General features: G+C 71.1%; 15 protein-coding genes. 12 read left to right on the top strand and 3 right to left on the bottom strand.

Annotation, left to right across the window (positions count from 1 at the left end; genetic code table 11):
* Window positions 1-36 precede the first annotated feature (36 nt).
* Window positions 37-978 (bottom strand): BTAD domain-containing putative transcriptional regulator, encoded by a 942-nt coding sequence (locus OG510_RS00635; protein ID WP_406134633.1) that lies wholly within the window; start codon window positions 976-978, stop codon window positions 37-39.
* Window positions 979-1,260: 282 nt separating this feature from the next.
* Between OG510_RS00635 and OG510_RS00630 the strand changes: the two genes are divergently transcribed.
* The 12 genes from OG510_RS00630 (at window position 1,261) to OG510_RS00575 (ending at window position 12,160) form a co-directional block, all read left to right on the top strand.
* On the top strand, window positions 1,261-2,478 hold the full coding sequence (locus OG510_RS00630; RefSeq protein WP_406134632.1) for an aminotransferase class I/II-fold pyridoxal phosphate-dependent enzyme: 1,218 nt from the start codon (window positions 1,261-1,263) through the stop codon (window positions 2,476-2,478).
* A gap of 52 nt (window positions 2,479-2,530) precedes the next feature.
* Complete coding sequence (locus OG510_RS00625; protein WP_406134631.1) at window positions 2,531-3,781, top strand: beta-ketoacyl-[acyl-carrier-protein] synthase family protein; 1,251 nt, start codon at window positions 2,531-2,533, stop codon at window positions 3,779-3,781.
* Window positions 3,778-4,656 (top strand): MaoC/PaaZ C-terminal domain-containing protein, encoded by an 879-nt coding sequence (locus OG510_RS00620; RefSeq protein WP_406134630.1) that lies wholly within the window; start codon window positions 3,778-3,780, stop codon window positions 4,654-4,656. Before OG510_RS00625 ends, OG510_RS00620 begins: the two co-directional genes overlap by 4 nt.
* Window positions 4,649-6,181, top strand: a complete 1,533-nt coding sequence (locus OG510_RS00615; RefSeq protein WP_406134629.1) for an AMP-binding protein — start codon at window positions 4,649-4,651, stop codon at window positions 6,179-6,181. Before OG510_RS00620 ends, OG510_RS00615 begins: the two co-directional genes overlap by 8 nt.
* Window positions 6,178-6,435 (top strand): phosphopantetheine-binding protein, encoded by a 258-nt coding sequence (locus tag OG510_RS00610; protein WP_406134628.1) that lies wholly within the window; start codon window positions 6,178-6,180, stop codon window positions 6,433-6,435. The genes OG510_RS00615 and OG510_RS00610 overlap by 4 nt, the downstream gene beginning before the upstream one ends.
* A gap of 2 nt (window positions 6,436-6,437) precedes the next feature.
* On the top strand, window positions 6,438-7,481 hold the full coding sequence (locus OG510_RS00605; RefSeq protein WP_406134627.1) for a hypothetical protein: 1,044 nt from the start codon (window positions 6,438-6,440) through the stop codon (window positions 7,479-7,481).
* Window positions 7,474-8,310: a tryptophan synthase subunit alpha gene (trpA, locus tag OG510_RS00600; protein WP_406134626.1), complete on the top strand. Its 837-nt coding sequence runs from the start codon at window positions 7,474-7,476 to the stop codon at window positions 8,308-8,310. The genes OG510_RS00605 and trpA overlap by 8 nt, the downstream gene beginning before the upstream one ends.
* A gap of 2 nt (window positions 8,311-8,312) precedes the next feature.
* Complete coding sequence (locus tag OG510_RS00595) at window positions 8,313-8,687, top strand: ectoine synthase (protein WP_406134624.1); 375 nt, start codon at window positions 8,313-8,315, stop codon at window positions 8,685-8,687.
* A 47-nt stretch (window positions 8,688-8,734) separates the two neighbouring features.
* Window positions 8,735-9,880, top strand: coding sequence for an acyl-CoA dehydrogenase family protein (locus tag OG510_RS00590; RefSeq protein WP_406134622.1), 1,146 nt, complete (start codon window positions 8,735-8,737; stop codon window positions 9,878-9,880).
* Complete coding sequence (locus tag OG510_RS00585; RefSeq protein ID WP_406134621.1) at window positions 9,877-10,575, top strand: N-(5'-phosphoribosyl)anthranilate isomerase; 699 nt, start codon at window positions 9,877-9,879, stop codon at window positions 10,573-10,575. Before OG510_RS00590 ends, OG510_RS00585 begins: the two co-directional genes overlap by 4 nt.
* Before the next feature lie 9 nt (window positions 10,576-10,584).
* Window positions 10,585-11,304: an indole-3-glycerol-phosphate synthase gene (locus OG510_RS00580; RefSeq protein ID WP_406134619.1), complete on the top strand. Its 720-nt coding sequence runs from the start codon at window positions 10,585-10,587 to the stop codon at window positions 11,302-11,304.
* A gap of 250 nt (window positions 11,305-11,554) precedes the next feature.
* A complete protein-coding gene (locus OG510_RS00575) occupies window positions 11,555-12,160 on the top strand; it encodes a DUF1772 domain-containing protein (protein WP_406134618.1) in 606 nt (201 codons plus the stop codon).
* A 74-nt stretch (window positions 12,161-12,234) separates the two neighbouring features.
* On the opposite strand, the gene OG510_RS00570 is transcribed toward OG510_RS00575, so the two are convergent.
* Together OG510_RS00570 and OG510_RS00565 are read right to left on the bottom strand one after the other, a co-directional pair.
* On the bottom strand, window positions 12,235-12,729 hold the full coding sequence (locus OG510_RS00570) for a DUF1772 domain-containing protein (protein WP_406134617.1): 495 nt from the start codon (window positions 12,727-12,729) through the stop codon (window positions 12,235-12,237).
* A gap of 285 nt (window positions 12,730-13,014) precedes the next feature.
* Window positions 13,015-14,112 (bottom strand): MerR family transcriptional regulator, encoded by a 1,098-nt coding sequence (locus tag OG510_RS00565; protein ID WP_406134616.1) that lies wholly within the window; start codon window positions 14,110-14,112, stop codon window positions 13,015-13,017.
* Window positions 14,113-14,141: the final 29 nt, after the last annotated feature.

Raw genomic sequence — 14,141 nt, 5'->3', positions numbered from 1 at the left:
CATTCACCAGAAGGCTTTCCCGATACCTCGTTGTTCTTATGCCGCCGGCGGCCACAGCGCATCGAAGGCCGCCATCAGGAGCGGGTCCAGCGCCGCGGCCGCTTCCTCCACGGCCGGATCGGGAGCGAGCGGCCCCTGCGGGCCCGGCTCGCGCAGCAGGTCGAGATAGAGGGACTGGGTGCGCGGGGAGGGCCCGATTCCGAGCTCGTCCGAGAGCAGCTCACGCAGCTGCTGGTAGACGCGCAGGGCGTCCGCCCGGTTGCCGGCGGCCGCGTGCGCCGCCATCTGGCACCGGTGCGCGCTCTCCCTGAACGGCGCCCGGCGCACCGCCTCATCCGCGTACCGCAGGGCATGGTGCCCGTTGCCCAGGGCCGCGGCCGAAACGCTGGCCAGCTCCAGTGCGGTCAGCCGCAGTTCGTCGATGCGTTCGCGCGTCGTGTTCACCCAGTCGCCCTCGTGTGCGGGCAGGAACGAGCCACGAAGATTGGCGACCGCCCCGGTGGCGAGCTGCTGGGCCACCGCGTGCGCGCGGTCCCGGCAGGCCTGGCGGGCCTCCGAGACCGCCGCCTCCGCGGCTTCCAGGTCCGTCACCGCGTCGCCGGGCAGGTGCAGCAGATAGCGCCCGCTCTGGGCGATCAGCGGGGTCTCACCCGGCTTCTGGCCCTCGCTGGTGACGAAGGCACGCACCCGGCTGACGACGCTGCGCAGCGCGGAGGCCCAGGTGTCGGGCAGACCCTGGGGCCAGAGTGTGTCCGCGAGCTGGTCGCGGCTGGTGCCGGCCGAGCGCTCCAGGACCAGCCGGGCGAAGGCGACCTGGGCCTGCGCACTCGACAGATGCCTGGGCGGTTCGCCCTCGTGCTCGATGGTGACAAGTCCTACGAGTCGTATCAACACGTCGAAACTCCCCCAGCGGCGGATCAGGAACCGAGCGGGGAATACGGCGACCGCTTCCGCGTCGCGCCGTCTGATTCTCGCCATTCCCCGTGATGTCGACGTGACCTTCGCAGGGGCGTTCGACGCCTGTCAATCGAGGCCGGGAACATACCAATCGGAATGACTGGAAGCCCAAGTTCCAACGTTCAGCAGGCCAGTTGTCCTGCGATTCTCCGGGCGTACTCAAGGGCCTTTCAAGCGAATCCCGAGGGTGTTCCGGCGGATTTCGACAAGAGAGCCGAATCTCGTGTTGCGTCCGTCTTGCGGAGCGCGAAGTAGAAATTCCCCCAGGAATACAGGAGCGCCGAACTGGCTGAGGAGACTCACGTGAACGCACCCGGAGGTTGGGAACGCCTCGAGCCGAAACTGCACGCCACACTCAGGCGCGTACAGGCGCTGGAGCCGGTGCCCGACCGCCGCAACAGCTTCGTCGCCTACACGGTCGAGCGGGACACCGCCTACGCCGACCTCGACGGGCGCCGGCTGCTGATGATGTCCGGCTACAGCTACCTGGGCCTGGCCGGTGACGAGCGCGTGGTCGCCGCCGCCAAGGCCGCCGTCGACCTGTACGGCACCGGAAACCACGGAGTGCGCGCACTGGCCGGGTCCATCCCGCTGCACGAGGAACTGGAGGCCGAGGTCGCCCGGTTCGCCGGCCGTGAGACCGCGATGGTCTTCGGCTCCGGCTACGCCGCCAACGTCGGCACCGTCGGCGGCATCGTCGGAGCCGGCGACACCGTCTTCATCGACAAGTACGACCACGCCTCCATCGTCGACGGCTGCCGCCTGTCCGGCGCCACCGTCACCCGCTTCCGGCACAACGACGTCGACCACCTCGACCGGCGCCTCGCCTCGGCCTCCCCGGACGGAGTCCGCCTCGTCGTCGTCGACAGCGTCTACTCGATGGACGGCGACATCGCACCACTGCCCGAACTGCGCAAAGTGTGCGACGAGCACAACGCGCTGCTCATGGTCGACGAGGCGCACGCGCTCGGCGTCATCGGCTCCACCGGACGCGGCATCGAGGAGCACTTCGACCACCGGGTGAAGGTCGACATCAAGCTTGGCACGCTGTCCAAGGCCATCCCGTCCATGGGGGGCTGGGTGGCCGGACCCGCCGAGCTGATCGGCCATCTGCGCTACGCGGCACGGCCGTTCCTCTTCTCCGCCGCCCTCGCGCCCGCCCAGACCGCGGCAGCCCTGGAGTCGCTGCGCATCCTGCAACGCGAACCCGAGCGCGTCACCCACATCCAGCGCGAGTCCGCACGGCTGCGTTCCCTCATCAACGCCGAAGGGCTGCGCACCCAGGACAGCGAGACAGCGGTACTCCCGCTGATCGCCGGCTCCGACGACGCGGCGTACGACCTGGCCACCACCTGCCGCAAGAACGGAGTCATCGGCATCCCGGTGGTCACCCCCGCGGTCCCCAACGACCTGGCCCGGCTGCGGATCGCGGTGACCGCACGGCACACGCCGCAGGACATCGACTTCGCAGCCGAGGCATTCATCAAGTCCGCTCGCGAGTGCGGCATCCTCCCGGCCTGAAGAGGCCACCGAAGGACCTGGGACACCACACAGGACGGAGACGAGAGAGAAGATGACTGCCGCAGCCGCCCCCCGCCCCCCGGTGGTGATCACCGGGATCGGCGTGGTCACGCCGGCCGGGTGCACGCCCGAAGCCCTGTGGGCCGCGCTGCGCGCCGGCCGCTCCACCGCCGCCGAGCTCGACCACTTCGACCTGAGCCGCCACCGGGCCCGCATCGGCTGCCGGGTCAGCGGGCTCGACATCGACGGGCCCCGCGCGCTGGTGCCCGCCAAGGACGCCCGACGCATGGACCCGTTCGCGCTGTACGGCACCACGGCCGCGCTGGCCGCCCACCGCGACGCGGGAGCCCCGGCACCCGACCCGCAGCGCACCGCGATCGTGGTCGGCAACGCGGTGGGCGGGCGGGCCACCAGCGACCGCGAGTCGGCGCACTTCAGCGAGGCGGGCCCGCACCGGGTCAATCCGCTGATGCCGCTGCTGACCATGCCGAACGCCGCGGCGGCCCAGATCGCGATGCGGCTGGGCTGGACCGGCCCGGCCACCACCATCGCCACCACCTGCGCGAGCGGAGTCGACGCGATCGGGCACGCCACATCGCTGCTGCAGTCCCACCGCGCCGACATGGTGATCGCCGGCGGCTGCGAAGCCACGCTCACCCCCGTCACCCTCGCCGCGTTCGGCAACCTCAACGCCGTCTCCGCGCGCAACGACGATCCCGCGCACGCCTCACGCCCGTTCGACACCGGCCGCGACGGGTTCGTCATGGGGGAGGGGGCCGGATTCGTCGTCCTGGAACGCCTCGACGACGCACGGGCACGCGGCGCCCGGCTCTACGCGGAGATCGCCGGGTACGCCGCCACCGCCGACGCCCACCACCTGTCGATGCCGCTGCCCGACGGCGCAGGCGCCGTCGCCGCGATGAACGGTGCCCTCGCCGACGCGGGCCTGGCCCCCGACGAGATCGTCCACATCAACGCACACGGCACCTCGACCCCGCACAACGACCGCGCCGAAGCGGCAGCCCTGACCAAGGTCTTCGGCTCGCACGGACCCCCCGTCACCGCACCCAAGGGCGTCATCGGCCACCTCATCGGGGCCGCCGGGGCCGTCGAGATCATCGCCGCCGTGCAGGCGATGCGGGCCCAAGAGGTACCGCCCACCGCCAACCACGAACACCTGGAGCCCGGAATGGAGATCGACGTGGTGCACACAAGCCCACGGCCCGTCGCCCTGGGGCCCGCCCTGTCGAACTCCTTCGGCTTCGGCGGCCACAACGCGAGCCTGGTGGTGGCACCGGTATGACGACCACCATCCCCACCCCGGCGCACACCACCCAGCACACCGTCACCCAGGACGAGGTGAGCGCCCTGCGGGCCGCCGTCCGCGCGATCCTGCCGGCCCCGGCCCCGGCCACGGCTTCCGGAACGCACTGCGCCGCTTCGCCGGTCCACGCCTTCGTCCTCGCCCACACCCTCGCCGACGCGACCGTCCGCGAACTGGCCGCAGCCGAACCGGAGCCCGTCTCCGTGGTCCACCTCGGCCAGGACATCCGCATCGAACGCCCGGTCCGCCCGGGCGAGCAGATCACCGTAACGCTCGACGTGCTCGGCGCCCGCCGCGAACCGCGCGGCACCCGCGTCGCCGTCCGCGCCCGCCTCACCGGACCGGACCGCACCAGCCATGCCGAACTCCTCACCAGCGCCCTCCTGCTGGGCGCGAGCACCATCGAACCGTTCGGACAGATCCCCTCCCCGCCCGCGCCCGCCCCCCTGGGCGAGGCGGGCGGGACGGCCCACGCCGAACACCGACCGACCCCCGAATGGATCCGCGGCTACGCCCAGGCCTCCGGCGACCTCAACCCGATCCACCTCGACGCCCTGGCCGCCCGCGACGCCGGCTTCCCCACCGTCATCGCCCACGGCATGAGCGTGCTCGCCCTGGCCCTGGAGGAAATCGCCGACCGGTACGCGGACGGCGACATCACCCGGATCGTGGCCGCCGGCGGCCGGTTCTCCGCACCGGTGGCACCCGGCGCGACGCTGCGCGTGGAACTCGCCCCGGACGCCGCGCCCACCCTGGTCCGCTTCACCTGCCGCACCCCCGACGGCATCGCCGTCAAGAACGGCTGGGCCCAGCTGGCACTCGCAGCACCACTGCCGGACGGCCACCATGACTGACCCGGTCACCGGGCTGCTGCACGGCTTCCTCACCCAGGTCCGCGCGCGACCCGACGCACCCGCACTCGTGTGGCACGGGACACAGACCAGCTACCGCGAGCTCTACGACATGGCGGGCCGCGAACGCGAACGCCTCGCCCTGCTGGCCCTGTCCGCCGGCGAGCCCGTCGGCATCCTCGCAGCCAAGTCACCCGCCGCCATCGCCCTCGTCCTCGGCTGCCTGCTCGCCCGCCGCCCGTTCCTGCTGCCGTCGCCACAGCTCGCCGACACACTGCTCACCCAGCTGTTCGCTCAGGCCGGCTGCCGCCACGTACTGGCCCCCGAAGGCGAACCGCAGCACACACCCGCACCGGACCACAGCCGCACCCCCCACCCCGTTCCGCGGGACACCACATTCATGCTGACCACGTCCGGCTCCACCGGACTGCCCAAGATCGTGCCGCTCGGCCCCCAGGCGGTGAACCACTTCGTCGCCTGGGCCGGACCGGCGTTCGGCATCACGGCCGGCACCACCGTCCTCAACCACGCACCGCTCAACTTCGACCTGTGCCTGCTGGACGTGTGGAGCACCCTCGCGCACGGCGGCCGCGTCGTCCTCGTCGACCCCGAGCAGGCAGTCGACGGCAGGCATCTGCTCGGCCTGCTGCTCCGCCACGACGTACAAGTGGTCCAAGCGGTACCGATGTTCTACCGGATCGTCCTGGACGCCGCGCACCGGGCGGGCGTGATCCTGCCCTCGGTACGCCGTGCTGCTTTCACCGGCGACGCCCTGCCCGACCGCACCCTGGCCGAACTGCGCGAACTGCTGCCCGCGGCACGCCTGGCGAACATCTACGGCTGCACCGAGACCAACGACAGCTTCGTCCACGAGATCGAACCCACCGCCACAGCCGTCCCGCCCGTGCCCATCGGGATCCCGCTGCCCGGAGTCTCGGCACTCGTCCTCGACGCCGACGGCGCCGAGGTGACAGGACCCGGCACCGGAGAGCTCTACGTCAGGACACCCTTCCAGTCCGGCGGATACCTCGACCCGGCCCGCAGCCGGGGCAAGTTCACCGGCCACCCGCTCGGCCACGACGACAACCGCTGGTTCCGCACCGGCGACCTCGTACGCCGCGACACCGACGGCCTGCTGCACCTGACCGGGCGCAGCGACTTCCAGGTCAAGGTACGGGGGGTCGCCGTCAACACCGCCGAGATCGAACAGGTGCTGCTGCGCCACCCCGCCGTCCTGGAGGCCGGTGTCGCAGCCCAGCCCGACCCGCTGACCGGCAAGCGGCTGGTCGCCGGGGTGCGTCGGGCACCCGGCAGCGGGCTCAACAGCCTCCTGCTGAAGGAGCACTGTGCCCGCGCCCTGCCCAGGGCGGCCGTCCCCGGCGTCCTGCTGATCACCGACGAACCGCTGCCCAAGACAGCCACCGGAAAGGTCGACCGCACCGCGCTCGACCGGCTCCGCGGACCATCCCCGGCACCGCCGGCGGACCGTCCCCGGGAGCTGACCCCAGTAGAAGGAAGGACGTCATGAGCAACACCGCCACCATCAAAAAGTTCCTCATCGAGGAGTTCCTGCCCGACCTGACCGAGAACCAACTCGCCGACGAGCAGGACCTGTTGTCGAGCGGAGCCATCGACTCCCTCGGCCTGCTGAAGCTGATCGCGTGGGTGGAGGACCGCTTCGGGCTCGCTGTCGACGACACGGACCTGGACCCGGACAACTTCCGCAGCGCCGCCGCCATCGACGCCTTCATCGTGGGCTCGCGCCAGGGGGTGACCAGCTAGCCATGCACGACGCGCTCACCGGCCTGCTGGCCCGGCGCACGGTGGCCGAGCGCGAGACCTGGCGGTCGCTGTGGGACCAGCTCGGTGACGGCAAGCTCCCCGCGGAGCAGGCCGTCACCCTGCTGGCCTCCCTGACCACCCGGCTCCCCGACCCCGCGACGCTGGCCGCCCTGCACGCCTCGCTTCTGGAGCGGCGCCCCGCACGCCCCGGGCCCGCCTGGCCCGCAAGCGTCAACATCGTGGGCACCGGTGGCGGCCCCGCCACCTTCAACGTCTCGACGGCCGCCGCATTCGTGGCCGCCGCCACCGGGGTGCGTGTCGTCAAGACCGGCTCGCGCGCCTACACCTCCAGCCTCGGCTCCGTCGACCTCCTCGAACGCCTCGGGGTGCGCCTGACCTCCTCGTACGAGCAGACCCAGGAGGACCTGGAGCGGGACGGGATCGCCTTCGCCGGGCCCTTCGTCTACCCGGCCGAACTCACCCGGCTCGCCCGCACGGTGGCACCACTGGGCATGAAGGCCTTCGGACGCTTCCTCAACGCGCTCGGCCCCTTCCTCGCCGACCTGCCCGTCACCGCCCAGGTCACCGGCGTCTCGCACACCATGCCGCTGGACGACCTGCGCACCCTCGCCGACACGATCACCACCTGCTCGGTGTGGCTGACCACCAACGACCGGGGCGCCGACGAACTCCTCGGCTTCGCCGACAACACGATCCACCAGGGCCATGGACGCCAAGTCCACATCCGTGCGGGCCAGTGGACAACGGCGGACGGCGGCTTCGAAGCGCTCGCGCCCGCCCCCAAGGGCGAGGCCGTCGACCACTTCCTGGCCGTGCTCGGCGGCCGCGCCCACCCGGCGGCCACCGCCACCGTGCGGCTCAACGCCGCAGCCCTCGCGCTCGCCGGCGGCCTGCACACCCAGTGGAGCACCGCACTCGCCGCCACCGACGAGGCCGTCACCAGCGGCGCCGCCGTGGCCCTCGCCCAGCGGCTGCGGACCCGGCGCCGCGCACCGCTCGCCACCGGGGCGGCACACCATGGCTGACTTCTTCACCCACCGCCCGCCGGGCCTCCCCGGCCTGGCCCTGTTCCTCAACGCCGGGGACCCGCCACTGGACGAGCTCACCGATGTCGTCCTGATGCTCGACGAAGAGCGCGTCGACTGCCTCGAACTGGCCGTGCCGTTCCCGGACTCCTTCACCGACGGCCCCGTCGTACGCCGCTCCGCGCGCCGCGCCCTGGACCGCGGCACCGGCCTCGACGACGTACTCACCTTCATCGCCCAGGTCAGGCCCCGCCTGCGCCACCTGCGCATCGCACTGCTCGCCGACTGGAGCCACTCGCTCAAGCACCGCGACCTGGACGCCGCCGTCAAGGACATCACCGCATCGGGCGCGGACGGCCTGCTGGTGCACGGCCTACCTCCCCGCCTGCGCACCGCCTACCGGCAGGCGACACAGGAGGCAGGCACGGCGGTGGTCAGCACCTGCTACCCCACCAGCCCCCCGGCGACCCGGGCCCAGGCTGCCCGGGACGCCTCCGCCTACCTCTATCTCGTGGCCCACTACGGCCGCAGCGGCACCGCGCCCCCCACGGGCCACGCCGCGCTCGCCCCGACCGTCACCGGTCTGCGGGCGCACAACGACTCCCCGATCGCCGTCGGCTTCGGGGTCAGTACGCGCAGCCACGTCGCGGCCGTCGCCGCGAGCGGGGCCGACGCCGCCATCGTCGGCTCGGCGGGCGTGGCCCGCGTCGAGCAGGCCCTCGACGAGGAGGGCTCTGTCACCACAGTGCTGCGCGACTTCGTCCGGTCGATCCGGCCGGAACCGGGCGAAGCCGGCACACCCGTCTCCCGTACACACCAAAGGAGTTGACCGTGATCATCCGCGACCTGGCAAGCGTCAAGACCGTCGACTGGGGCAACGGGCTCAGCGCCCGCTTCCTGACCAAGGACGACGGCGTCGGCTACTCGCTCACCGACACCACCGTACGGGCCGGCACCAAGTCCCGCCTGGAGTACCGCAACCACCTCGAGGCCTGCTACTGCATCGGCGGCTCCGGAGAAGTGGTCGAACTCGACGGCACCGTGCACCCCATCACCCCGGGCCGTCTGTACGCCCTCGACCAGCACGACCCGCACTACCTCGTGGCATCCGAACACGAGGACCTGCACCTGGTCTGCGTCTTCACCCCGGCCCTGCGGGGCGACGAGGTGCACAGCCTCGACGCCCACAACTCCTCCGCGTACTGAACCGCGGCCCCCTGAAGGGGCGACACACCCGTGAAGGGGGAACCACAGTGATCCGCTGGAACACCGACCAGACCGACCTGCGGGACGGTCTGGTCCGGTGGGGCGAAGCGCTCAGCGCCGACCACATCACCCAGGAGGAACAGGGAACCTTCTCCTGGGACAAGTGGAAACTCGTGCGGCAGACCGGGATCCTCGCCCTGCCCTTCCCCGAGGAGCACGGCGGCCTGGGCCAGTCCCTGCTCACCACCATGTACGTCCTCGAAGGCCTGGGCGAACACTGCCGTGACGCGGGACTGAGCTTCTCGGTCACCACCACCATGGCCAGCACCGGCGTCCCCCTCACCCGGTTCGGCACCGCCGGACAGAAAGCGAGGTATCTCCCACCGATCTGCTCCGGCGAGGCGATCGGGGCACACGCGATCACCGAGGCCGAATCCGGCAGCGACGCCATGGCGATGACCACCCGGGCGGAGCGCGACGGTGACGACTTCGTGCTGAACGGAACCAAGATCTTCGTCAGCAACGGGCCCGTCGCCGACGTGTTCGTCGTCTACGCCCGCACCCGCCCCGACAGCGGCGCCCTGGGCGTCACCACGTTCCTCGTGGACCGCGGGACGCCCGGCCTGACCATCGGCAGGCCGGTCAAGAAGATGGGACTGCGCACGTCGCCGCTGAGCGAGCTCCACTTCGACGGCTGCCGCATCCCCCGCACCCAGGTCCTCGGCCGGGTCGGCGGCGGGTTCATCGTGCTCGACCACGTGATGAAGCGGGAGATCCTCCTCTCGTTCATCGTCAACGTGGGGGAGATGCGGCACCGGTTCGGCCGCTGCGTCGAGTACGCCCGCACCCGGCGCTCCTTCGGCAAGCCGATCGGCTCCTACCAGACGGTCGCCAACAAAATCGTCGACATGAAGATCGGCCTCGAATCGGCGAGGAAGTGGCTGTACGACACCGCCGAGCGCCTGGAGGCAGGCCAGGACGTCACCGAGGACCTGGCCATCGCCAAGCTGGTCACCAGCGAGACCAACATGGCCAGTGCGCTGGCCGCGGTCCAGGTATTCGGCGGGCACGGATACATGAGTGAGTACGGACTCGAACAGGAAGTGCGCAACGCCGTGGGCGGCACAATCTACTCGGGCAGCAACGAGATCCAGTACAACCGCATCGCGGCCCAGCTGGGCCTGGGCCGATGAGCCCGGCACCCGCACCGCCGTCCCCACGGACCCGCACACTCAAGGTGTGCGGAGCCACCAGCACCCGCGACATCGCCGTGCTCGCCACCGCAGGGGCCGACCTCGCCGGCCTGTGGCACGGCGTGCCCGGCGGCCCCGCCGAACTGCCGGAGCGCGAGGTGGCGGCCCTCGCGGCGGCCGCCCGCGCCACCGGCGTGCTCCATCCGGTCCTGGTCACCTTCCTGAGCGACACCCACGCGCTGAGCGGTGTACTGGCCCGCACCGGCATCGGCACCGTCCAACTCCACGCCTACCAGCGCCCGTCCACCGTGCGAGCCCTGCGCACCGCCCTGCCGGACGCCGTCATCATCAAGGTGCTGCACGTCACGGGCAACACCTGCCTGGAGCGCCCCCTGCTCGGAGCGTACGAACAAGCGGGCACCGACCTCTTCCTCATCGACGCCACCACCCCCGACGGCCGTGTCGGCAGCACCGGGCAGTGCCTGTCCGAGGACACCGTCCTCGACCTGGCCGACCGGTTCACCCTGCCGTTCTGGCTCGCCGGAGGACTCAACCCTGCCAACCGGTCCGACCACGAGAGGGTCCTGCACCACCCCCGGCTGCACGGCATCGACGTCGACACCGCGGCCCGTGGCGGCGACGGCCGCATCGCGGGCCCCGCCGTGACCCGGCTCGCCCGAGTCTGGGGCACCTAAGGAGCATCCATGAGCCACCCCTTCATCGAATCCCTCCTGACGGCCGAGCGGCCCTTGGTGATGGAGGTCAAGCGGCGCGACGCGCACGGCTTCGACCTCATCGCGGGCCATACGCCCGCCGAGATCGTGACCGCCTACGAGAAGGCCGGCGCCCCTTGTATCTCGGTGGTCACCGGCCGCTGGTTCGGCGGCACCCACGAGCTTTTGCGCGACGTGGCACGCCTCACCGAACTGCCCCTGCTGCAGAAGGACTTCATCACCCGCAGCCAGCAGCTCGACACCGCGAGAGAACTGGGCGCGTCAGCCGTCCTGCTCACCGCGGGGCTACTGCCCGCATCCGCGCTGCGCACCCTCGTCACCGCGGCGCTGCGCGCCGGACTGACGCCGTTCGTCGAGGTCACCACCGAGGCCGAGATCGCGGTGGTGCCGCACGCCGACGAATGCGTCATCGCTGTCAACAACAAGGACATCAAGACCAAGGAACGCGACCGTGGCGACCTCACGCGCAGCTTCGACCTGCTGCCCGCGCTGATCGCGAGCGGCACACCCTGCCCGGTCAGCGCCAGCGCCATCGACACCCCGCAGACGGCGGCCCGGCTGCTGGACGCGGGCTTCGGCGGCCTGCTCGTCGGCACGGCGCTGCTGCGCAGCGGCGAACGCGACGCGTGGCTGACCACGCTGGACGGCTCCCGGACGACCGTGCGCACGGTGCTGAACACGGTGGCCTGAACAGCCGGCTACCGGCGGCCCCGCGGCGCTCGGCCACGGGGCCCACCAGACGTCAGGGAGGCTCCCGGACGCGGATCAGCTGCTCCGGGGGCAGCCGCTCAAGCGCCGCTCGACGGCCGCTGGAGGAACGCTCGCGATGCTGTCCAGAACAGACCTGGACGCCGTGGCGGCCCGGGGAAATCCGCTTAAGCTCATGAACAGCGCGCCTCGGCACCGTACTTACGAATCTGACCAAAGCGAGGACGTACCGATGACAGCCAACCCGTACCAGCAGCAGTACGGCCAGCCCGGCGCCTACGCGCCGATCCCGCAGCCGCCGCAGCAGCAGCCCGCCCGACCGAACAAGGCCGCGGGCTGGCTGCACATCGTGTCGGTCGTCACGCTCGGCCTCATGGCAGGCCTGTTCTTCGCATTCGACATCTCGGTCATGCCCGGACTCGCCAAGACCGACGACCGTACCTATGTGACCGCGATGCAGCAGTTCAACGCGGAGATCGACGGCAACGGCCTGTTCGTCCTCATCTTCTGCGGAGCGATCATCGCGGCGGGTCTTGCGGCCGTGCTCGAGTTCCGCCGGGGGCGCAAGACCATCGCCCTGTGGGCGGGCCTGGCCGCCGTGCTCTATCTGATCGTCCTGATGCTCACCATGGGCGTGGAGATCCCGCTCAACAACCAGCTCGCCGACCTCGGCAACCCTGCCAAGATCCACGACTTCTCCCTCGTCGACAAGTTCAAGGGCTCCTGGGAGTCCGTCAACATCGTGCGGACACTGCTCAACACGGCGGCCCTGGGCTGCGCCGCGTACGCCGCCAAGCTGCACGGCCGCGCGGAGGCCCTGCTGGGCAGCGGCCGCTGACTTGCCGGGAGGCTTCTCCGGTGAAGGCGGGCGCGGGCACCGAGCCCGCGCCCGCCTTCCACGTCACCGCTTCCTCAGCTCGCCCCGTGCAGGACGAGGGACCAGCACAGCAGGCCCGTCGCAGCGCTGCACAACACCGCGCGCACGACGTTCCAGCGCACCCACCTGCCCTCGAACTCCTCACGCACCGCGTGCGGCCGGGCGATGCCGTCGCCTTGTCCCGCCGCGTCGAGGGCGTTGTTGAGCGGGATGTTCACCCGGCTGGTGACCGCCATCGATGCCAAGTAGCAGACGAACGCGCCAACCGTCGGCGCGACCGCGTCCCGGTCGCCGCCGCCGAACTGCAGCCCGATCGCGAGTGCCATGAACACGAACGCGCCGATGTAGCCGAGCACGAACCAACCGTTGAGGATCGCCGTGTTGATCCGCTGCATCACGTCGATGAATGTCCGGTCGTCACCGCCGCGCAGCGCCGGCATCACCGAGCAGGCGAACCCGTAGAACAGTCCGCTGACCAGACCACTCGTCACCGTGGCCGCGACGAGCGCGAGCGCTTGTGCGATGTCCATTGTCCGACCCCTCCCTCTCTGCCGCATTGGTGCGCGGGCCAGTCAACTCTACTGAGCGCAAAGGAAATGCAAGAGAAGAGTCAAGTGGTGTGCTCAGTGCGGGGGTACGCACTACTCAGCGGACCGACCTTAATGAGCCCGGACCGTCACATCAGCCATACAGCCATCCAAACAGCCGCCCAGGCTCACGCCGCCCGGTGACCAAGGCGGCTGTCGAGCAGCTGACCCGTGCGTGGGCTGCCGGCCTGCTCCGGCCGCCGGCCGCCGGCCGCCAGTCCCCGGTCCTCAGTCCTCCAGGCGGACCGGCATCAGGACCGAGAAGCTGGTCTCGTCATCGGGCCGGCGGATCGCGAGCGGCGCCGTGGGAGCGCCGGACTCCAGGATCAGCCGCTCCCTGGACCCGGCGGCCAGCGCATCCAGCAGGAACCGGCGGTTGACGGCGATACGGTCCGCGCCCTCAGCTCCCTCAGCGCCCTCGGCTTCCTCAGCGCAGAGGGTCAACGCGCCGCCGTCTTCCGCCCTGAACACACTCAGGTCCGGCCCCCCGGTCGCCCCGCGACGGACAGGGCCGGTCTCCAGGGACTTCCGGAATGCCGCCACCTCGACGACGGTGCGCCGTTCCGCGGCCTGGGGGAGGAGACGGCGGTAGTCGGGAAAGTCGTGGTCGAGACACTGACCGGCTGCCTGCCTGCCGCCGGCCTCCAGGGCCACGCGGGCGCCGTCGACGGAGAGCCGTACGGGGCCCTCACCGTCCAGCAGGGCCCGCATCGCGTCGGCGAGCGGGGCAGGCACAACGGCCTGCACCCGCTTCCCGTCGTGCCCGGTGACCGCGGCCTGTGCGACAGCCATCCGGTACCGGTCGGTGGCCACGACCCGCAGGCTCTCGCCCTCGATGTCGAAGAGGACCCCGGCGAGCATCGGCAGCTTGGCATCGGTGCTCACCGCGAAACGGACCGTATCGAGTGCGGCTGCCAGTTCGGGCGCGGCGGTGACCAGCCGGGCCGTGGGGATGTGCAGTGACGTCACGACGTTCTCCCTGTGATCGAGTAGTGCGCAAAGCGCGGAGAACTCACCGCGGGCAACGGACAGTTCCTGCTCGAGGCGGCACAGATGCGCCTTCAGCAGTTCCCGGACCAGACCGGTATCCGCACCGGACCAGCCGGCCAGTACCAGCCGGACGTCCGCCAGAGGCATCCCGGCCCGGCGCAGGCGGGCCAACAGCCGGGCCTCTTCGAGCTGTTCCGGCCCGTACCAGCGGTATCCGCTCACCGGATCCACCCAGGCCGGGACCAGCACACCGGAACGGTCGTAGAACCGCAGGGCACTCACACCCAGGCCGCTGTCGCGGGCCAACTCGCCGATGCTGCGCATGTCGTTCTCCACACCCGGCACTGTGGGCCCTGCACAAGGTC

The sequence above is a fragment of the Streptomyces sp. NBC_01089 genome (assembly GCF_045162975.1).
Taxonomy (GTDB): domain Bacteria; phylum Actinomycetota; class Actinomycetes; order Streptomycetales; family Streptomycetaceae; genus Streptomyces.
The sequence above is the reverse complement of the archived record's forward strand: the minus strand, read 5'-3'. Positions and strand labels throughout refer to the sequence as shown.